Here is a 22588-nt window from a genome sequence, read left to right as displayed (position 1 = left end):
CTAGCGAAGGAGTCGCATGTCCAGCCCCCTGCACAATCAGATCGAGCAGGCGTACGCCGAGATGGAGCGGCAGCGCCTCGCCCTCGAGGACGTCCAGTCCGAGCTCGCCGGCACCAGCACCACGGTGACGTCGAAGAACCGGGCGCTGACCGTCACCGTCGACGCCCGCGGCGCGGTCACCGGCATCAAGTTCCTGACCAGCGGTTACCGCACGATGGCCGGGCCGGAACTGGCCGCGCTGCTGGTCGAGACGATGGAGACGGCCCGGGACGAGGCGATGGCCAAGACGGTCGCGTCGTTCCAGTCGATCCTGCCGGACAGCCTGCCGCTGCGGGACATGATGGAGGGCCGGGTCGACTTCGACGGCATCCTCAACGACGCCCTCAAGTACACCGACGGTGCGCCGTGAGCTCCACCTTCGGCGCCGACTTCGACCAGCTGCGCAAGGACGCCTTCGGGCCGTTCGTCGAGCACATGACCCAGGTCAAGCAGCGGTTCGAGTACGAGAGTGCGCAGCATCTGCCGGTGCTCGACCACACCCGTGGCGACCTCGACGAGGCGGTCCAGGCGGCCGTCGACCCGAACCGCGACCAGGCCACCTACCTGCTCAAGGGACTCACCGAGGTCACCACCGGGGACACCTCCCGGGTCTTCGACATGTCCCAGCGGATCGCCGCGGTCGAGGGTGCGGCGGCCGAGTCCGCCACCTTCGCCACGGGCTCCGGCACCGTCATTCACTGAGAGGCACCCGCGTATGGCCATCGAGGCGTCCGACGATCTGCACCGCTTCCTCAAGGTGCTGGCCGGCGAGGACTTCCCGGTGTCCAATGAGGATCGATTGTTCGGGCTGGCCGAGGCCTACGTGGGTGCCGCACAGGGCATCGCGGACTCGATTCCGGTGCTGGCCCAGGGTTTGCACACGGTCAGCGCCGGGGTGGAGGGCGCGGCCCAGCAGGCGTTCGTCGAGTCGATGCAGGAGTACGTCAACGACAACCCGGGTTACCTGACCACGGCCTCGAAGTACATGCACCGGCTCGGCGAGAACCACAAGGATCTGGGCACCCAGGTCCAGTACGCCAAGCTGATGATCATCGCCTGCCTGATCGAGCTGATGATCGAGTTCATGGTCGCGGTGGCCTTCGCGTTCTTCAACCCGGCCGCCGCGCTGCAGACCCTGGTCCGCGGCCGGATCATCATGAACTTCCTGATGAAGACGCTGCTCCGCAAGATCATCACCTCGGTGGTGACGGCGGCGGTCATCGGGGTCACCATGCAGGTGCTGATGGATCTGATCGTCCAGCGGATCCAGATCGCGATGGGCACCCGCGATCACATCGACCCCGATCTGGTACGCCAGGCGGCGGCGGTCGGCGCGCTCGGGGCGGCGGTCGGGCTCACCCTCGGCGGTCTCGGGCACCTGCTCGGGAACGTGGCGCGGCGCTTCACCCCCAAGCCCAAGCCGAAGCCCACCCCGGACGTGCCCACCAACTCGCCGACCCCTACCCCGACGCCTTCGCCCAAGCCGACCCCCACGCCTACGCCGGAACCCACGCCCACGCCTGCCCCCGACCGGAATTTCCGGGTGGACGAGGCGACCGGCGATGTCTACTTCCGGCGCGATCCGGTCACGGTGGGGTCCTATGTGCACGACGGGATCCACGAGGCCCTCACCGAATATCTGACCGAGGGGCTCTACAGCGTCTCGCAGGGGGAGGGCTGGGACGTCGACTGGGGTGCGGCCGTTTCCGGACTGGTCTCCGGGGTGGTCAGCCAGGGTGGCACGCACATCGGCACCAACCTCGGCGAGAAGTACGGGCCGCAGTACAAGGCCCCCGACGAGGTCCTTGACCAGAACGGCTTCGTCAAGAGCCCGCCCAGCACGACGGTCACCCCGGTGACCACCGAGACCGGCTCCGGGGATGCGCCGGCCACCGTCACCACCAGCACCACCACGACGACCGGCACCACCACGACGACCGGCACGCAGCACACGACGGTCACCGGCGCGAACGACCCGGCCGTGCACTCGGACACCCACACCCAGACCCAGACCGCCACCGTTACCTCGCCGAACACCGCGACGACCAGCCCGGCGGTCCACGAGTCGGCACCCGCGCCGCAGCAGACAACGACCACCCCGGTAAGCGTTCAGCCGGTCGCCGCCGCGAACACGACGGCACCGACCGGCCCGGCCGCCCCCACCACGGCTACCGGCCCAGCCGCACCCTCCGCGGTCACCAGCGCGACTGCTCCGGCCGTAACCTCCGCGGGCAGCAGTGTCACCGGCCCGGCCGTACCCTCCGGGGTCAGCAATGCCGTCGCGCCGGCCGCGCCCATCTCGGTTGGCAGCGCCACCGGCGCGGCCGCGCCGGCCGCAACCACCGCCTCCGCGCCCAGCGCGGTCAGCTCGGCCGCCACCACAACGTCGGCGGCCGCCACCACCGCGTCGACGGCGGCCACCACCGCGTCGACGGCGGCCACCACCGCCGGCAGCACCACCGCGTCCTCGTCGACCAACCCGGCGGCCCAGCCCACGCCGGTCGAGCAGCGCGCCCAGGCCACCGCCGCGACGCTCGGGCCGCAGCGCGACACCGCCGGCCTCCTGGCCCCGGCGGCGGCGCCGGCCACCGAGGATCTGGCCATCCCGACGGTGTTCGCCGATCCCGAGGACAACATCCTGGTAGCCGGGCAGAACCCGGCCAAGGTCGAGAAGTTCGGCCAGCCGGTAAGGATCGGTCCGGACCCGGTCGCCTCGACCGACCCGTTCCGCCCGTCGTTCATCGCCACCGTGCCATACCACCGGGACGATCAGGTGCAGGGCGAGCGCCCGCCGCGAACCATCCGCGAGCTGATCGACAAGTACGCCGCCGACCTGGCCCAATCGCAATCCACCCGGCCGAACTTCGCCCTGGTCATCGGGATCAACGGGCCGAAGACCACGACCGAGCGGCAGAAGATCACCGCCGAGCTGGCCACCCTGGCCAACTACGACCCCGGCTTCCCGGTCACGGTCGTCCCGATGACCTGGGAGATCCCCGGCAAGCCGTTCGGCACCTTCGTCATCGACCAGAAGACCATCCCGTACGGGGAGCTGCGCCAGCAGATCGCCACCCACGAGGAGACCGCCCGCCTGGCCGACGCGATGCGCGGTGACGACGGCGGCCAGGTCTACCTGCACACCGGCGACGCCGACGTGGCGTCACTGCTCACCCAGGACAACAAGACCGTCTACGACAAGTTCACCGCGACCTGGGCGCCGAAGGAGGGCGGGAGCTGGCCGGACGTGGCGTCCGGCGGCTATCACACGCCGAAGGCCAACGGCAGCCACGACCCGCACCCGGCGACCGTGCTGGATCAGGCGGTCCGCCAGGCGATGGCCGTCGTGGACGGCCGCAGCGTCTACTACCCGGAGCCGAACACGTTCCTGCGGGTCGCCGACTTCCAGTCCAAGCTCGAACCGGGCGTCTCGTTCGGCAACGGCGCGGGCGAGGGCCGCCGGATCGCCGAGTCGCTGAGCGCAGCCCGCGGCACCAAGCCGGTCTACGACTCGTCGATGGCGATCCTCACCGACGGCGGCCGGGTCACCGGCCCGAGCCTGTCGGTCGACGCAACGCTGGCCAAGCTGGCCGAGCCGGCCCAGAGCCACGCGAACGAGAAGACCTGGGGCAACCAGATCGACCAGTTCGCCACCGAGCACCTGAAGCTGGGCACGCCGGCCACGCCGTACACGGCCCGGGCGCGCGCCGTCCTCACCGAGATCGCGTTCGCGACCGCGAAATCGGACCAGGCGCCGAAGTTCACCGAGGCCGACCTGACGCTGTGGCGCAACCCGCCGGGCAAATCCGACCCGGCCGGCCGGGCCCGGCGGCAGAAGATCATCCAGGACGCGATGGAGGACCTCGGCGAGCGGAAGGCCGTGTTCGACGGCCTCGGCAACGGGGTGGTGCCGCTGCTGCAGATCGCGTACGGGACACAGACCGCGATCGCCAAGTTCCGCGACCGGGAGGGCCTGGGTGCCGGCTTCACCAAGGTCACTCCGCCCCCGCCGGACCCGGGCGACGAGCTGCACCAGCGTGGTTACGGCTGGCTGTCGCTGGTCAACCCGTATCACGGGACCCTGGCCGAGGCGAGCACGAACTGTGTGCTGACCGCGATCGCCACCGACATGTCGCTGGCCACCGGCGACCCGCACCAGGCGCCACCGACCGCCCCCAACCCGCTGGGCTTCCTGCGCAACTACGCCGGCCGCCCGCCGCGCCCGGTGGCCGGGATCGACACCATCACCCGTGCGCTGGAGCAGGAGGGCCCGGGCGCCCGCGGCCTGGTCGTCGTGCGGGAGAACGGCAACGACTACGCGCACGTCTTCAACGCCGTCCACGACGACCGCGGCGTCATCTACCTGGACGGTCAGACCGGCCGCGAGGCCCGCCTGCCGGACAACCCGGAGAGCGTACGGTTCGTGCCGCTCACCGGCACGGCCGAGACGGTGCCGGCCGCCCCGGTCGAGGACCTGCTGGTCGCCGGGGACATGCCGCGCGCCGACGTCACCCGGCTGGACCCCAACACCGTCCCGATCCGGCTCGGCCCGCCGGTGCTGCGGGAGTCCACCGACGGCGCGCCGACCTTCATCGCCACCGTCCCGTTCCACCCGGCCGCCCCGAAACCGGGCGATCGGCCGCGTACGCTCAAGGAACTGATCCAGCTGTACGAGCGGGACGTCGCCGGCCCGAACTCGGTCAAGGACAGCAACTTCGCCCTGGTCATCGGCATCAACGGCCCGGACGTGGCCGCGGACCTGGCCCGGGTCCGCAAGGAGTTGCGCGACCTCGGCACCTACCAGCCGCGCATCCCGGTCGTGATCGTGCCGATGAAGTGGTCGATCCCCGGCAACCAGTTCGGCACCTTCACCATCGACCAGAAATCGATTCCGTACGGCGAACTGCGCGAACACCTCGCCAAGCACGAGGAGACCGTCCGCCTGATCGAGACGTTGCGCGGCGACGGCGAGGTCTACCTGCACACCGGCGACGCCGACGTGGTCTCGCTGAAGACCCAGAAGGGCCAGACGGTGTACGAGGCGTTCGCCGCCAAGTACACGCAGGAGGGCTGGCCGGAGGTGATGTCCGGCGGCTACCACACCCCGAAGGCCAACGGCAGCCTCGAGGGACACCCGGCCACCGTGCTCGACCAGCAGGTCCGGCAGGCGATGGCGAGCGTCGACCCGCGCAGCGTCTACTTCCCGGAACCGAACACGTTCCTGCGGGTCCCGGGGCGGGCCCTGGAGAAGGACGCCACGTTCGGCATCGGCGACCAGGAGGGCCGATCGATCGTCGAGTCGGTCAGCCGGCAGCGTTACGGCGCCACACCGGTCTACGACTCGTCGGTCTCGCTGGTCACCGACGGCGGCCGGGTCACGTCCGGCGTAGACGCCGTCAACGACCTTGTCAAGCTGGCGTCGCCGGTGCAGAGCCACGCCCACCGCAGCACCTGGCTCAATCAGGTCAACCGGTTCGCCGCGCAGCACCTCGACCTCAGCGGTTTCACCGCGCAGCACATGAGCCAGCTGGCCGACATCGCGTTCGCCCCGCTCGACCGGTCGGCGAGCGCGCTCACCGCCGACGAGGTCACCGCCTGGCTCGCCGAGACCACCGCGGAGAACGCGCAGCTCCAGAAGGCGGCCAAGCGGAAGGTGGGCCCGCACCTGCGGACGCACGCGCCCGAGGTGTTCGAGTACTTCCGGAAGAACGGCTCGGCGGCGACCCCGCTGGTGCAGCTCGCCCTCGCCACCCAGACGGCCATCGCGGAGTTCGCCACGGCCCACCCGGCGCCCCAGCCGCAGCCGGCGACCGGCAAGGGCAAAGGCAAGGGCAAGGCGGAACTGGTCGCCGGGTTCGACTACAGCAAGGTCGAGCCGGCCGTGACCGACCCGGACAACGCGATCGCCCGGCGCGGTTACGGCTGGCTGCCGCTGGTCAACCCGCTGCACGGATCGCTGTCCGAGGCGAGTACGAACTGCGTGCTCGCCGCGATCGCCACCGACATCTCGCTCGCTACCGGCGAACCGCACCAGGCGCCGGTGTCCGAGGCCGTGCCGATCGACTACCTGGAGAACTACGCGGGCCAGGCGCCCCGCCCGGTCAGTGGCTTCGACGTCATCACCCGCACCCTGGAACCCGGCGGGCGAGGCCTGGTCGTGGTCAAGGAGAACGACAACGACTTCGCGCACGTCTTCAACGTGGTGCACGACAACGAGGGCGTCATCTACCTGGACGGGCAGACCGGCCGCGAGGCGGTGCTACCGGTCGACCCGCAGAGCGTCCGGTTCGTGCCGCTCGGCGACCCCTGGCCCAGCCGCAGCTGGGTGAAGCGCGAAGCCGTCGCGAACTGGCACTCGGACCTGATCACCGCCGAGAAACGAGCCGGCGTCACGGCGGTGCGCGACCTGAACCTGCCCGGCGACACGCTGCTCTATTTCGGTGCCGACGCCGACATCGACCACCCGCTGGCCACCACCACGGCCAAGCACATGGTCTTCGTCAGCGTCGACGTGGCGGCGGAGACCCCGGAGGCGGTGGCCGAGGACCTCGAGAAGAAGCGCGGCGACCTGCTCCGCAACATGAAGCCGTACCTCCGGGACGGTTTCGAGATCGTCGACGGGCCCTGGCCCGGGCCGCAGGAGGGCTTCCGCTACGAGGTCCGGAACACCGCCACCGGCGAGATCGTCTTCGCCGTCGACTTCCATCACTCCCGGTACGACCCGTTCCTGACGGCGAACGGCAACCGGACCTTCGACCTGGTGATGGAGAAGGACTCGTGGCTCGGCGAGGCGTTCAACGGGGCGTCCACGGCACTGAGCACGGTCACCAACCTGCTCGACCGCGACGGCCACTGGATCGGCAACTTCGCGTCCGGGCAGCTCGGCGGGACGGCCCTGGACGGCGGCGCGGACTGGCTGACCCGGGTGCCGGCCGGTGACGGCCTGCCGTGGGGCAACGCCGGCCTGGTGGTGACCCGCAAGGACGGCACCGGCGTGGCCACCCCGGAGAACTTCCCGGCCGAGGAGCAGTGGGTCACGTTCTTCCGCAACCAGATCGCCGCCTCGGTCACCGTGGCCGACCAGGGTGGCCGGGACGGCAACCTCGCCAAACTGCAGACCGACCTGGACTCGCTTTTCGAGCAGCTGAACTTCCAGTGGGAATACACCATCGAACCGATCGCCGACGACCCCGAGGCCGCCGGGAAGACGGTGGTCGACCTGATCGTCGCGGCGTCGGCGAACCAGGCCCGGCAGCTGATCGGCGACCAGGCCGTGCTCTGGACCCAGGACCTGCGCGCCCGGGTCATCGAGGGAGTCCAGCGGCAGGGCGTTCCGGTGCCGACCCCGGAAGAGCAGACCCATTCGGCCGCCTGGGGCGCGGCCCGGTCCGCGCTTCCGGCCGGGCAGCAGGACCTGCTCGCCGGACAGTTGACCCGGCCGGCGGCCGCCGTCGATGCGCCGGTCTCGCCCGACGACCCGATCATCGCCCGGGACTATCCGTGGCTGCCGGCGGTCAACCCGTACCGGAACCGGGGTGGCGAGTTCACCACCAACTGCGTGCTGACCGCGATCACCACCGACATCGCGCTGGCCGAGGGCGAGGGCTTCCAGGCGCCGCCGTCGCGCGCCAACCCGGCCGCCGACCTGCTCAACTACAAGGGGCGGCCGGCGATCGCGGTGCGCGACTTCGCCGACATCCGGGAACGGGTCGCGCAGGCGCCGGTGGGTGCCCGCGGCCTGGTCGTGGTGCGGGACCGGGAGCGGTCGGTCGGGCACGTGTTCAACGTGGTGCACAACGCCGACGGTGTCGTGTTCCTGGACGGCCAGACCGGCCGGGCGGCGGACACCAGCTTCACGCCGTACTCGGTCAGTTTGATTCCGACCGCGCACCTGACCGGTGAGGCCGCCGACCTGGGGTCTTTCTATGTGGGCCATGGGAATCCGGGGCCGCCGCCGCCCCCGCCGCCGATGCCGACGGGTTTCCGGCGGCCGGCACCGATCCCCGCGATCGAGGTGCCGCGGGCGGACCTGACCACCCAGGCACCCCCGGGCACCGGTCCGGCGCCGACCGTGGTCGGGCAGGCGCTGGCGAACACCTACGACACCGTGCACGTCATCGACGGCGGCTCGTCCGGCTACGGCCATCAAGCCGGTGTCGTCTCGGCCCTGGAGGGGCTGGCCGCCACCGGTTACCGCGGCAAGGTGGTGCTCACCTACGCGGCCAACAAGACGGCGTTCTACGCGCCCCGGTTCGGCCGGGCCGCCGAGCTGAACGACCCGGTCGCCTCCTACGACATGTATCACCGCCCCTGGACCGGCCGGATCGGTGGCCTCGAGGTCGAGATGCGACCGAGGCCCACCGGCAGCAAGCTTGTCGACACCGAGCCCAGCTGGCCCGGCATGCCCACGCTCGAACAGCAGTGGAAGGTCGCCCGCTGGACGAACGCGCCCGGCACCGCCGACCCGCGCTACCAGGACTCCCGGATCACCGAGAAGAGCGGCGCCGAGGCGCAACAGGAGTTCCGGGCCGGCATCGAGAAGCGCGGCGCCGACGCGGACGCGTTCTCGCTCACCGACTTCCCGGAGGTCGAGGGCGAGAACATCCTGACCCTGTTCCCGGCGTTCGACACCTGGGACGACCCGAACGCGCCGGCCGATCCGCTGGCCGCCTGGTACCCGACCTTGGACGCGGCCGGCGGCGGCAAGCGCTCCGACATCGTGGTGCTGCAACCGTTCCTGTGGGACAAGCTGCCCCGGCAGATCCGCCGCGCGGACGGCACCGACGTCGCGCTCGACACCGTCACCCCGGGCGTGGTCCCGGCCTACCGGCGGTCCGAGCCGGCCGACCTGCCGTCGGCCGGCAAGGTGCTCACCGACCAGGTCCCGAACGCCCCGGACATCTCCGTCGAAGGCGAAGGCGCCGTCGACGTGGTGCTCGTCTACTACGGCGACATCACGCCGGGCGAACCCGGCGGCACGCCCGCGCACGCCGACGCGATCCGGCGGATCAAGCAGAGCAGCACCCGCCCGACCGTCATCGTGCGGGTCGGCGGGACACCCGGTGTTGCCGGCGACGTGGTCACCCTCGGCAAGCTGACCAGCGCGGAGATGACCGCGCTGCGCCGCCGCGCCCAGCTGGTCGTCACCGAGGGCGCCGGCACCTGGCAGGAGACCCTGGCCGACGGCCGGCCCACGGTGTCGGTCCGGCCCGACGGTGACACCCGGCCGTGGGCGCACGAGCCGGCCGCCATCCGCGGCAACACCGCCCACGACACCGCCCGTCAGCTCCTCCAGGACGCCTCGGCCGACCTGCATGACAACACCGACAACGGACACCTGGCCGTCTTCCGCGCCGAGTCCGGCCCCGACGGCGTCATCGGTAAGTACTTCGCGGCTTGGCAGGAGGCCCTCGCCGCGCCGGCCACCGACCAGACCGCCACCGCCCTCGCCACCGTGGTCCGGATGCCGCTCACCGCGGCCGGGCAGCAGCTCGCCGCCGACGCCCGCAGCCGCCCGGTCATCGCCGGGCCGCCCGGCCCCGACCCCCGGGGCGAGGCGATCCGGGCGAGCGCCGCGGCCCAGGGAGTCCGGCTCACGGACTTCGACCTGATCGTGGACGACCAGGTCGACCCGGCCAACACCGTGTCCACCAACCCGGGCAAGCCCAAGGTCTTCATCCGGCGCACCGCGACCGGTTACCAGGGGCTCGGCCCGCGGCCCGGCCAGAAGCCGCAGGTCGCCTCGGACGGCCTGCCCTACCTGCGCGACGGCAAGGCGCTCGGCGCCGCCGAGGTGCACCGGATCGACGGCCTCGACCAGGTGCTGGCGGCCGTCGACACCCTGGTCGGCACCCGGCGGGTGCGCGGCCTCGACGCGGTCAAGCAGGTGCTGCGCGGCGACGGCGGGGGACAGGGCGACCTGCTCGGCCTCACCGGCAGCGGCGGCCGGTTCCCGATCGAGATCGACGGCAAGCCCCGCGAGCTGCGGATCACCGCGGTCCTCGACCAGCTCGAGCACGAGGCCGAACCGGCCGGCACCACCGGCCAGAAGGTCAAGGTGGACAAGCACGCGGCGTCCACCAGCACCCGGGAGATGTCCAAGACGGTCAGCGAGGGCACCGACCCGGCGGTCTCGGCCGGCCTGTCCGACCCGGCCGGCGGCCAGCTGTTCGGCGCCGGCCTGACCCTGCAGGGCACGTTCCGCCGGTTCGTCCGGGCGCTGTCCGCGGCCAAGCAGGTGGTCACCCACCGGCAGGCCCGGATGGACCCGGTCGCCGAGCGGGTCACCGCCCGGGTCACCTACACCGTCGAGCTGGCCGGCCCGGGCATCCCGGACCGCAGCGCGCCGCCGGTGCAGGCCACCGCGCACCTGTTCGTGCCGGCCTTCGACCTGGACACCGCGACCCGGCACTTCCGCCCGGCCGGACTGTCCCCGCAGACCATGCCGACGGCGTACCACGTCGAGGCGGTGGTCGCCCCCGAGCTGTGGGAGCTGGCCCAGAACCAGCTGCCGCGCGGGCTGTTCAAGGTCGGCTCGGCCAGCCGGGCCGAGCTGATCCGGGTGCTCAGCGACCGCGGCGTCGAGGCCAACCTCGACGAGTTCGTGCACGGCCTGCGGATTCCCGCGCTGTGGAACGAGGAGACCGGCCGGGCGGTCGGTCCGATCACCATCACCGCCGGCTCGACCGGCCACGACGTCCTCGCTCGCACCCCGGCCAAACAGGTGGTACTGCGCGACAGCAGCCAGGGCCAGGTGGCCGCCGAGCACAGCGGCACCGCCGTGCACAACGCCGGGGTGGCCGCGCAGGGCGGCATGCTCGGCGGACTCGCCGGGGGCAAGGCCCCGGTCCGGGCCACCGCCGAGATCGCCGTGTCCGGCAAGCGCGAGCAGGCCACCCTCGGCGGCGGCTCGGGCGCCCGGCGGCGCACCGTCCAGCACTCCGGCGAGAACGAACTGCGCTCCTACCCGGTCACCTGGACGATCAAGGTCGGCTCGGCCGCGCCGGTCACCTCCACCACCCCCTCGGCCGTCTACCTGCGGGCCGGGGTCGACCCGATGAAGGCCGTGCCGGCCGCCGACGAGAAGACCGTGGCACCCGGCGCCCGGCTGCTCACCGAGTCGCTCGGCGACGCCACCGTCGCCGAGATCACCGGGCTCGACAAGGCGCTCGACCAGGTCGAGAAGCTGCTCGGCGCGTTCCCCGGGTTCGTCGCCGACGGGCTCGCCTCCACCGACTCGCTGCAGACCCTCAGCGAGCTGATGAAGGCCCGTCGCAAGCACGAGGGGCTGCGCACCGCACTGGGTGTGCCGGCCGTCCGGGCGTTCGCCGACAGCCTTGTCGACATCGGCATCACTGTGCAGCTCAAGCGGCGCGGCGGCGGCCACAACCGGTACGTGTCGGTGACCCTGCGGGCGGTCCGCACCGGCGCCAAGCACACCGGGCAGTCGGACAGCGTCTCGCTGCGGCAGTCCGACATCCAGGCCGACCGCGGCACCCAGCAGTTGGCGATCAGCCGGGACGTGAACGTCTCGGCCGGCGCCGGGCTCGGCCGCCGGCGGGCCGCCCCCGACCCGTACGCGGCCGCCGACCTCGGTGCCGACCTGCGCGGCGGGGTGTCCAGCGGACGGCGGATGGTCAGCGGCCCGCAGCTCGGCGCGCAGGCGGTCACCGCCAGCCCCGAGGGCAAGGCCGGCACGATCACCGCCGACGAGTTCACCGTGGACGTCACCTACGAGGCCGAGGTGCGCCAGCACACCCGGCTCAACATGACCTGGCGGACGCTCAGCCTCGGCCTCACCCGGCCCAGCGCGGCGACCTGGGCGGTGCTCAACGACAAGGGCGCGGTCGTCACCAAGGCCGACCGGGAGACCTCGACGGTCGGCACCGGGACGATGAAGGTGTGGACGTCGCACCTGTGGGCCGAGACCAACAAGATCCACGAGAAGTCCGGGCACTCGCTCGGCAACCACGACGACAGTCGCAGCCCCCGCGAGATCCTGGCCGACCCGCTGCTCCCCACCCGTACCCATCTGATCGGTCTTGGTCCGTTGCGCGGTCTGCAGGACCGCGCCCTGGATCTGCTGTCCACGATGCCCGGCGGCGACGTGCTGAGCCTGCCCGGCACCATCTCCCGGGAGACCATCGACGCGTTCTTCACCCCCGAGTTCGCCGAGGCCCGCCTCGGCACCATGCTCGGCGCCGGACAGGGCACCGGAACCCTGGCCGGGGCCGGGGTCTTCACCAACGACCTCGGCTCCCTCGCGATCGGCTTCCGGCCGCTGCGCTACGAACCGATCGCGGCCAAGGGCTGGGACACCGAGATCGGGCAGTCCGCCTCGTACCCGCTGGCCTGGTCGAAGGCCAAGAATCGCTTCTTCGGCGGCCGCGCGGCGGCCACCCTCGGCCACCGCGACGGCGGCTACGCCGGCTTTGCCGGCCTCACCGGCGGAATTCGTGCGCTATGGGGAGAGGGATCCTCCGAGGCGCGTACGGGCGGGATCGAGCGCACGGTCAAGCAGAAGGGTGACGTCGTCCTGCTGCGGGTGCACGGCGAATGGCACCTGTCCGCGAGCACCAACTGGTCCGGCAACCCCGGTTATCTCTCCGGCACCCCGAACCGGCAGCGCCGGGTGGTGCCGGTGCAGGACGCCATGGTCCTCGCCGTGCCCGTCCGCGACCTGCGGATGGCCAACGAGCGGATCCGCGAGTTCAACAAGAACCCGGGCAAGAGCCAGCGGCTGCCCGAACTCGTCGACCCGGCCTGGCTGGACGAGAAGTTCCCGAAGCCGCCGACCCTGCACGTCACCCCGGCCGACGGCGCACCCGGCTGGCAGACCTCGCTGCCGTCCACCGGCCGCGGCGACCTCGGCCGGGCCTGGGTCGACGACATGGCCGACCCCGGCCTCTACGACGACGTCGCGGCCGAGCTCGGCAAGGTGGGCGTGACCCTGGGCGACCCGGTCCAGGACGAATTCGGCAACGCCGCCCGGGTCCGGCGCACCCTGGGCCGGCCCGGCCTGATGTCCTTCATGGACAGCGTGCTCGCCGACAGCGCCGGCACCCGGCTGCTGCGCCGTAAGCCGGTGTCCTGGACGCTCGGCGCGGTCACGGTGGCCGACGGTGTCGACGTGAAGGTCCGCGGCGAGCTCAGCGACCTGAAGCTCGACGAGATCACCAAGGAGCCGGGCGAGGTCGAGTACAAGGCCAACGCCGTACACACCACGGTCACCACCGACACCCGTGGCATCGCGGTGGAGACGGCCGCCACCTACGGCCCGGGCGGGGTGCCGCAGGCCCCGCACGCCGGAACGATCGCGGTGGCCCCGGCCCTGGCCCACGGTCACCAGTGGAACGCCACCCGGGCCGCCGGTCAGGCCCTCACCGGCGACCGGGTGGTGGCCGTGGCCGGCCCGCTCGCCGTCTTCACCGCCAAGCTGAAACTCACCGTCGAGATCCCCGGCGGCAAATCGGTGACCCGGACCGTCGACGTCCGCCTGCGCCTACCCGAATCGGCCACCCGCACCGCCCCGCCGGCCACCCCGGAACCGGCCAAGCCGGCCACCCGCCTCCCGATGCGCGACACCCTGCCCACCTACCTGTCGCACTGGCAACAGGGCGGCCTCGCCCTGCCGCCCGAGGCGGTGGTGACCTCGTACCCCGGCTCGGCCACGGCCGCCCAGGCCGCGAGCGTGGCCCTGCACGCCTACGTGGACGCGTCGACCCGGGCCGACTTCAACAGCGAGAACCCGGTCACCGGCTCCCGGTCGCAGATCCCGGCCATGGTGCACGACCTGAGCAGCCCCGAGTTCACCAAGCCGAACTACCCGGTGGTCACCGGCGGTGGCCTGACCGCCGAGGTGACCGGCCCGTCGCTGCTGCCCCGCTTCCGGGCCACGCTGTCGCGTTACGCCCGGCTCGGCCGGCCCGCGCTGACCCGGATCGTCGCCGACGACAAGGTGGAACGGCCCCGGCAGACCGGTTACACCGGCGACACCACCGCCGCCGAGTCGTCCACCACCGGACTGCGACTCGACGCGCCCACCGCGACCAGCGGCCTGAACCCGGCACCCCGGCAGGGCCTGGCCGGCGCCGGCCGGATCGGACCGGACGCGGGCAGCGCCGACGTCACCAAGTCGCAGGTCGTCACCGGCTCCAACGTCAAGCGCAGCGGCCGGACCATGGTGTTCACCGCCGGCACCCAGGAACGCTACGTGGTGCGCAACCACGACCAGCCGGACGGCGCCGGCATCGGCACCCAGGTGCGGCTGCCCGCGGTCGAGATCCAGGTGCCCGAGGAGATCGCCGAAACCCTGGGGTGGCTCAAGGAGCCGGGCACCGCCGCGGTGGTCGCCCTCTGGGAGGCGGTGCTGCCGCTGCGGGACACCTGGCTCGCCGCCGCCGAGACCTGGCGGGCCGGCGGCAACCGGGCCGCCGCGGTCGCCGCGCAGGAGGCCTACCTGCAGGCCAAGCAGACCGCGGAGCTGGCCTCCGACCGGCTGGCCCGGGACATCGCCGCCCGCGAGCAGGGCGTGCCGACCCCGGAACGGCAGGCGCACGACGCCGCCTGGGTAGCGGCCCAGCCCGACCTGCTCGCCGGCGAACTGCAGCCCGCGCCGGAGGTCGTCGACGACCCGATCATCGCCCGGGACTATCCGTGGCTGCCGGCCGTCAACCCGTACCGGGCGCAGGGCGGCGAGTTCACCACCAACTGCGTGCTGACCGCGATCACCACCGACATCGCGCTGGCCGAGGGGGAGGGCTTCCAGGCCCCGCCGTCGGCGGCCAACCCGGCCGCCGACCTTCTCCACTACCAGGGTGCGCCGGCGATCGCGGTGCGCGACTTCGCCGACATCCGGCAGCGGCTGGCCGGGGCGCCGGTCGGTGCTCGCGGGCTGGTGGTGGTGCGCACCGCCGAGAGTGCGGTCGGGCACGTGTTCAACGTGGTGCACCACGCCGACGGGGTGGTGTTCCTGGATGGCCAGACCGGCCGGGCGGCGGACACGAGCTTTACGCCGTACTCCATCAGTTTGATTCCGACCGCGCACCTGACCGGTGAGGCCGCCGACCTGGGGTCTTTCTATGTGGGCCACGGCGCACCGCCGCCGCCCCCGCCGCCGATGCCGACGGGTTTCCGGCGGCCGGCGCCGATCCCCGCGATCGAGGTGCCGCGAGCGGACCTGACCACCCAGGCGCCGCCGGTCACCGGCGCGGCACCGGAACCGACAGTGGTCGGGCGGGCGCTGCGGCAGGCCTACGACGTCGTGCACGTCATCGACGGTGGCTCCGCCGGGTACGGCCACCAGGCCGGTGTGGTCTCCGCCCTGGAAGGGCTGGCCGCCACCGGATATCGCGGCAAGGTGGTGCTCACCTACGCGGCCAACAAGACGGCCTTCTACGCGCCCCGGTTCGGCCGGGCCACCGAGCTGAACCATCCGGTCGCCTCCTACGACATGTATCACCGCCCCTGGACCGGCCGGATCGGCGGCCTCGAGGTCGAGATGCGACCCCGCCCCACCACCGAGCGGCTTGTCGACACCGAGCCCAGTTGGCCCGGTATGCCGACGCTTGAGCAGCAGTGGAAGGTCGCCCGCTGGACGAACGCGCCCGGCACCGCCGACCCGCGCTACCAGGACTCCCGGATCACCGAGATGAGCGGCGCGGAGGCCCGGGAGAAGTTCCGGGCCGACATCGAGAACCGCGGGGCCGACAACGACACGTTCACCCTCACCGACTTCCCGCCGGTCGACGGCGAGAACATCCTGACCCTGTTCCCGGCCTTCGACACCTCGGACGCCTCGACGGCCCCGGCCGACCCGCTCGCCGCCTGGTATCCGACGCTGGATGCGGCCGGCGGTGGCAAGCGCTCCGACATCGTGGTGCTGCAGCCGTTCCTGTGGGACAAGCTGCCCCGGCAGATCCGCCGGGCCGACGGCAGTCAGACCCCGCTCGACGCGGTGACCCCGGGCGTGGTGCCGGTCTACCGGCGGTCCGAGCCGGCCGACCTGCCGGCCGCGAGCAAGGTGCTCTCCGACCAGGTCCCGGACGCGCCGGACATCGCCGGCGACGTCGATGTGGTGCTCGTCTATTACGGCGACGTCAAGGTCGGCGAGGTGGACGGCACACCCCCGCACGCCGACGCGATCCGGCGGATCAAGCAGAGCGCCACCCGCGAGACGGTCGTCGTGCGGGTCGGCGGGACGCCCGGCTTCGCCGACGGGGTGGTCACCCTCGGCAAGCTGACCAGCGCGGAGATGACCGCGCTGCGCCGCCGGGCCCAGTTGGTCGTCACCGAGGGCGCCGGCACCTGGCAGGAGACCCTGGCCGACGGCCGGCCCGCGGTGTCGGTGCGGCCCAACGGGGAGACCCGGCCGTGGGCCCACGAACCCGACAGCCTCCGCGGCAACACCGACCACGACACCGCCCGGCAACTGCTGCAGGACGCCTCGGCCGAACTGCAGAACGGCGGCGACCACGGCCACCTCGCGGTGTTCCGGGCCGAGTCCCGCCCGGACGGCGTCATCGGCCGGTACTTCGCGGCCTGGCAGCAGGCCCTCGCCAACCCGGCCACCGACCAGACCGCCACCGCCCTCGCCACCCTGGTCGGGATGCCGCTCGACCGGGCCGCTCAGCAGCGGGTCGAACAGATCCGCCGGCGCCCGGTCGTCGCCGTCCCGCCCGGCCCCGACCAACTGCTCGACGCGATCCTGTCCGGCGCCCGGCACCAGGGCATCCGGCTGCCCGGCTGGGCCCACGGCCGGACCGGTGCGGAACTGCGGCAGCAACCGGAGTTCCCGGCCGGCGCGCCGATCGGCGTCGGGCAGGTCGCCGCGGCGCTCGGCATCGACGTGGTGCTGGACGACCACACCAACCCGGCCAACACCGGCTCGGCCAACCCGGACCGCCCGCACCAGGTGCACATCCGGCACACCCGGACCGGCTTCGACGCCTACGGCCCGGCCGCCGGCCAGAAGGCGCAGGTCGCCTCCGACCTGCTGCCCTACCTGCGCGACGGCCACTCGCTCGGTGCGGCCGAGGTGGACACCATCGACGACCCGGCCGCGGTCATCGCCGCCGTCGACGGGCTGGTCGGGGCGGGCCGGGTGCGCGGGCTCGACGCCGTGCACCGGGCCGTGCGCTACGACCTGGCCGGGCTCACCGGCTCCGGTGGCCGTTTCCCGATCAAGGTGAACGGCGAGCACCGCGAGCTGCGCATCACCGCGCGGCTGACCCGGCTGGAGAAGGAGGCGGCGCCGCCCGGCTCGACCGGCCAGAAGATCAAGATCGACAAACACGCGGTGTCGACCTCCACCCGGGAGATGTCGAAGACCGTGCAGGAGGGCCTCGACCCGTCGCTCTCGGCCGGCCTGTCCGACCCGGCCGGCGGCCAGCTGGCCGGGGCCGGCCTCACCATCCAGGGCACCTTCCGCCGTTTCATCCGGGCGATGACCGCGGCCCGGTCGATCGTCACCCACCGGCAGTCCCGGATGGAGAACGTCGGTGCCGACCGGATCCGGACCCGGGTCGTCTACGACATCGAGCTGCACACGCCCGGGGTCGTCACCCCGGTCACCCGCAGCGCGCAGACCGACGCGCACCTGCTGGTGCCCAGCTTCGAGTTGAGCACCCAGCAGCATGCCGCCACGCCGCAACCGGCCCGGACGCTGCCCGAGACGTTCCACGTCGAGTCCGCGGTCGCCCGGGAACTGTGGGACCTGGCCGAGCGGCACCTGCCGCCCGGGCTGCTGCGGCCGGGGTCGGCCAGCCGCGCGGAACTGATCCGCATCCTCAGCGACCGCAGCGTCGAGTCCAACTTCGAGGAGTTCGTCACCGGCCTGCGCATCCCCGCCCTGTGGAACGAGGAGACCAACACCGCGGTCGGGCCGATCACCCTGCGGGCCGAGTTCGCGCAGTACACCGTGCAGGCCCGGACCCCGGCCAAACAGGTCGTGCTGCGGGACAGCACGCAGGGCGTGATCACCGCCGAGCACGGTGGCACCGCGGCCGCCGCGGCCGGCCTCGGCGTGCAGGGCGGCCTGCTCGGCGGGCTGGCCGGCGGCGCTCCGGTGCGGGCCACCGGCGAGATCTCGGTGACCACCCGGCGGGAGCAGACCGCGCTCGGTGGCGGCTCCGGCGGACGCCGGCGCACCAACGTGCACGCGGGCGAGAACGAGCTGCGGGCGTACGCCGTAACCTTCAGCCTGCAGGTCGACGGCGTCCGGCACACGGCCACCGACACCGCGCCGGTCTACCTGCGGGCCGGGGTCAACCCGATGGGCCCGGTGCCGGCCGGGCAGGCTCTGCCGGTCGCGGCGAACGCCCGGATGCTCACCGAGTCGCTCGGCGACGCCACCGTCGCCGGCATCACCAACCTCGACACCACCCTCGACCAGATCCGCGAGCTGCTCCGGCAGTTCCCCGGCTTCCAGCCCGACGGGCTCGCCTCGGTCGACTCGCTGCGCAGCCTCAAGGACCTGATGAAGGCCCGCAACAAGCACGAGGACCTGGCGAGCGCGCTTTCCGTGCCGGCCATCCGGGCCTTCGCCGACAGCCTGCTCGACACCGGCATCAGCGTGCGGCTCAAGCGGCACGGCGGCTGGCGGAACCGGTACGTCACCGTCACCCTGCGCGCCGAGCGGACCGCCGCCCGGCACACCGGCCAGTCCACCACGGTCTCGCTGCGGCAGACCGACATCCAGGCCGACCGCGGCACCCAGCAGCTCGCAATCAGCCGGGAGGCGAACGCCGGCGTCGGGGTGGGCTTCGACCGGCGGCGACCGGCCCCCGACCCGACCGGCCGGGGCTTCGCCGGTGTCGACGGCACCGTGGGCATCTCCAGCGGCAACCGGATGGTCAGCGGCCCCCAGCTCACCCAGCAGGCGGTCACCGCCAGCCCGGAGAGCAAGGACGGCCAGCCGTCCGCCGACCAGTTCGAGATGGACATCTCCTACATCGCTACGGTGCGCCGGCACAGCCGGCTGAACAGCACCTGGCGGGCGCTCAGCCTCGGCCTGACCCACCCCGGGCCGGCCCGCTCGGCGGTGCCCCGGGCCGGCGGCGGCGCCGAGGTGCGGCTCGGCGAGCACGAGGTCCACCTCGGCAACGGCACCATGACGGTCTGGATGTCCCGGATCTGGGTCGCGAAGAACGAGATGACCCAGCCGTCCGCCCACCGGCTCGGCCAGGTCCGGACCGGGGACGGCCGGAGCCCTCGGCCCGCCGACCCGATGCTGCCGACCCGTACCCATCTGGTGAATCTCGGCCCGATGCGCGGCCTGCGCGACGAGGCGCTGCGCCTGATGCGCAGCCTTCCCGGCGGCGACATGCTGACCCTGCCCGGCGCGGTCCCCCGGGAGACCGTTGACTCGTTCTTCACCCCCGAGTTCGTGGAGGGCCGGCTCGGCGGCATCCTCGGCGACGGGCAGGGGACCGGCACCATGACCGGCGCCGGGGTGTTCGCCAACGACCTCGGCACCCTGCACGTCGCGTTCGAGCCCACCGGTTACACGCCCACCGCGGCCAAGGGCTGGGAGACCGAGATGGCCAGCCAGGCCAACTACCCGCTCGGCTGGGGCAAGGCGCGCGCCTTCCTGGCGGCGCTGCGGGTCTCGGCCGGCGTCGGCCATCGCGACGGCCGGTACGCCGGCAGCGCCGGCCTCGGCGCCACCCTGCGCGGGCTGCTGGGCCAGGGGTCGGCCGAGAGCCGCAGCGGCGGCATCGAACGTAACGTCAAACAGAAGACCGACGTCGTCCTGCTGCGGGTCGACGGCAACTGGCACCTCAACGGCAGCAGCACCTGGTCCGGCACGCCCGGCTATCTCTCCGGCACCCCGCACCGCAAGCACCGGATCGTGCCCGCCACCAGCGCCATGGTCCTCGCCGTGCCGGTGCACGAGATCCGGTCCGCCAACCGCCGGATCGCGCAGTGGAACCAGCAGCACCCGGCCGGCCCGGCCCGGTCGCCGCTGGTCGACCAGGGCTGGCTCGACCGGAACTTCCCGGAACCGCCGAGCCTGGTCGCGCCGGACCCCGGTGCGCCGCACACCTGGCACCTGCCGGTGCCCGGCGCCGAGGGTGGCGACCTGGGCCGCGCCTACGTCGACGATCTCGGCGACCCCGGCATCTACCAGCAGGTCGCCGATCAGCTGCGGGAGCAGGGCCTGCTGCCCGGCGACGGGGTCGAGGATGAGTTCGGCAACGAGACCCGGGTCCGGCAGATGCTCAGCCGGGCCGGCCTGATGGGCTTCATCGACAGCGTCCTGTCCCACGGCGCCGCCACCCGGCTGTTCCGCCGGGAACGGGTCGGCTGGACACTCGGCCTGGTCAAGACGGCCGACGGCGCCGACGTGACGGTTACCGGCCGGCTCAGCAACCTGCGGCTGGCCGACATCACCAAGGACAAGATCGAGGTCGAGTACCGGGCCAACGCCCAGTACGGCACGTCGGCCAGCAGGACCAAGGCCGCCGGGTGGGACACCACCGCGACGTACGGGCCGGGCGGGGTGCCGGACGCACCGAAGGCCGGCGCGATCGGCGTGCAGCCCGCCGTCACCCACGGCAACCAGTGGAGCGCCACCCGGATCACCGGGCAGGCCACCAACAGCGACCGGATGGTGGTCAGCACCGGGCCGCTCGCCGCCTACGAGGCCACCCTCACGCTCACCGTCGACGTGCCCGGCGGCACCCCGGTCCACACGACCGTCCCGATCCGGCTGCGGATCCCGGAGTCGGCCACCCGGGCCACCCCGCCGCCGGCCCCGCCGAGGCCCGCCGCGGCCGCCCGTCTCGACCGCGCCGGCACCACCGCGGCCGCCCTGCGGCAGTGGCAGAACGGCGGAACCTGGCAGCTGCCGCCGCAGGCCGCCGTCACGGCCTATCCGGGTGCGGTCGCCGCGGCGGCCGCGTCGCGCGAAGCCATCGGCGACCATGTGGCCCGCTCGTGGCGCGGCGAGATGATCACCGACCCGGTCCGTGGCTCCCGCTCGCAGATCCCGGCGCTGGTGCACGGCCTCAGCAGCCCCGAGTTCTCCAAGGCCAACTACCCGTCGATCCTGGACGGCGGGCTGTCCGCGGAGTTGACCGGGCCGTCCCGGATGCCGCGGTTCCGGGCCACCCTCACCCGGTACGCGCGACTCGGCCGGCCCGCCCTGATGCGGGTCGTCGACGACGACAAGGTGGAGACGCCGCAGCAGCACACCCGGTCCGGCGAACAGGTGGCCGCCGAGCAGTCCCGCACCGGCCTGCAGGCCGGCGTGCCGACCGCCACCACCGGGGTGACCACGCTGCCGCAGCAGGGCCTGGGCACGGCGGTCCGGTTCGGCCCGGACACCGGTGGCGCCCAGGTCGGCAAGTCCCAGGTCGCCACCGGCTCGAACACCAAGCGCGGCGGCGGCCGGGCGATGGTCTTCACGATCACCGTCGAGGAACGGCACGTGGTGAGCGACCACGACGACCCGGACGGCCCGGGCGCCGGGCACCGGATCGTGCCGCAGTCCATCGAGGTCGAGCTGCCCGAGGAGGTGGCCCGGGCCGAGGGCTGGCTCGGCCAGCCCGGCACCCAGCCGGTCCTGGACGCCTGGGACACCGTGCTCGGCCTGCGCAACACCTGGATCGCTGCCGGCGAGGAAATCCGGCTGGCGGCCGAGCAGCTGCGCGCGGCCGCGCCCGGCTCGGCCGCGGAGACCGCGGCCCGGACCCGCCACCAGGCCGCCCTCGATGCGACGCGCGACGCCCAGCGGGCCTACCTGGACGCCAAGGCGGACGCCGAAGGACTGGCCGACGCCCTCGCCCTCCAGTTCGCCCAGCAGGACGCCCGCGACCGCGGACCGCGCCGGATCATCCCCGGCGCCCCCGGTTTCCCGTTCAGGAGAGCAGATGCGTAGTCCCTACACCGTCACCCCGGACGCGCCGGCCGGGGCACCGCACTGCCTCGACCTGATCGGGACGGCCGATCTGGACGACACCGATCGGGTGGCGATCGCGGCCGCCGAGGCGGCCGGCGCCCGTGCCCTGTGGCGCACCTGGCTGGCCGGGCCGCAGCCGCGCCGCGTCTATCTGGTGCAGGGCCCGCGCATCGCGCTCGGCGACCAGGTGATCGCCTTCGCCGAGCCGGACGACCTGGACGGCCGGGAGAAGGCCGCCCTCGCCTACAGCGCCCTGCTGTGGACGGCCGCCCCGGCCCCGGAGATCCAGTTCGCCGAGCTGTTCGACGAGGACGGCACCCACCTCGACGGTCCCGACCGGGACCGGGTCCTCGGTTACCTGGCCGCCGCGCCGCGGCTACTTGTCACCACCGTGCTGATCGAGGACGTGGTGGACGGCACCGAGTCGGTGCCGATGGACCTGCGCACCGACGGCACCTGGGTGTGGTCCGAGGGCACCCGGCACTACCTGGACCGGCACCGCTTCGCCCCCGACCCGTCGCTCCTGCAGCACATCGCGGCCGCCGGTTACGCCGTCCCGCCGGTCGGACCGGCCGCCCTGCACCGCGCGCTCGCCGCGGTGAGCAAACCGGCGTGAACAATCGGACGGGGCTGGCCGTAGACCTCATATGA

General features: G+C 72.9%; 4 protein-coding genes. All 4 read left to right on the top strand.

Annotated elements, in window-relative coordinates; all coding sequences use genetic code 11:
* The first annotated feature begins 16 nt into the window (after positions 1–16).
* Genes Ate02nite_RS41515 through Ate02nite_RS41500 form a run of 4 tightly spaced genes read left to right on the top strand, consistent with a single transcriptional unit; the run spans position 17 to position 22553 of the window.
* On the top strand, positions 17–409 hold the full coding sequence (locus Ate02nite_RS41515) for a YbaB/EbfC family nucleoid-associated protein (protein WP_203813434.1): 393 nt from the start codon (positions 17–19) through the stop codon (positions 407–409).
* Positions 406–741: a hypothetical protein gene (locus tag Ate02nite_RS41510; protein WP_203813433.1), complete on the top strand. Its 336-nt coding sequence runs from the start codon at positions 406–408 to the stop codon at positions 739–741. Before Ate02nite_RS41515 ends, Ate02nite_RS41510 begins: the two co-directional genes overlap by 4 nt.
* Before the next feature lie 13 nt (positions 742–754).
* Positions 755–21916 (top strand): toxin glutamine deamidase domain-containing protein, encoded by a 21162-nt coding sequence (locus Ate02nite_RS41505; protein ID WP_203813432.1) that lies wholly within the window; start codon positions 755–757, stop codon positions 21914–21916.
* Positions 21909–22553, top strand: coding sequence for a hypothetical protein (locus Ate02nite_RS41500; RefSeq protein WP_203813431.1), 645 nt, complete (start codon positions 21909–21911; stop codon positions 22551–22553). The genes Ate02nite_RS41505 and Ate02nite_RS41500 overlap by 8 nt, the downstream gene beginning before the upstream one ends.
* The last annotated feature ends 35 nt before the right edge of the window (positions 22554–22588 follow it).

The sequence above is a fragment of the Paractinoplanes tereljensis genome, assembly GCF_016862435.1.
Classification (GTDB): Bacteria; Actinomycetota; Actinomycetes; order Mycobacteriales; family Micromonosporaceae; genus Actinoplanes; species Actinoplanes tereljensis.
Note: the sequence above shows the minus strand (reverse complement) of the source record. Positions and strands in the feature narration are given on the sequence as shown.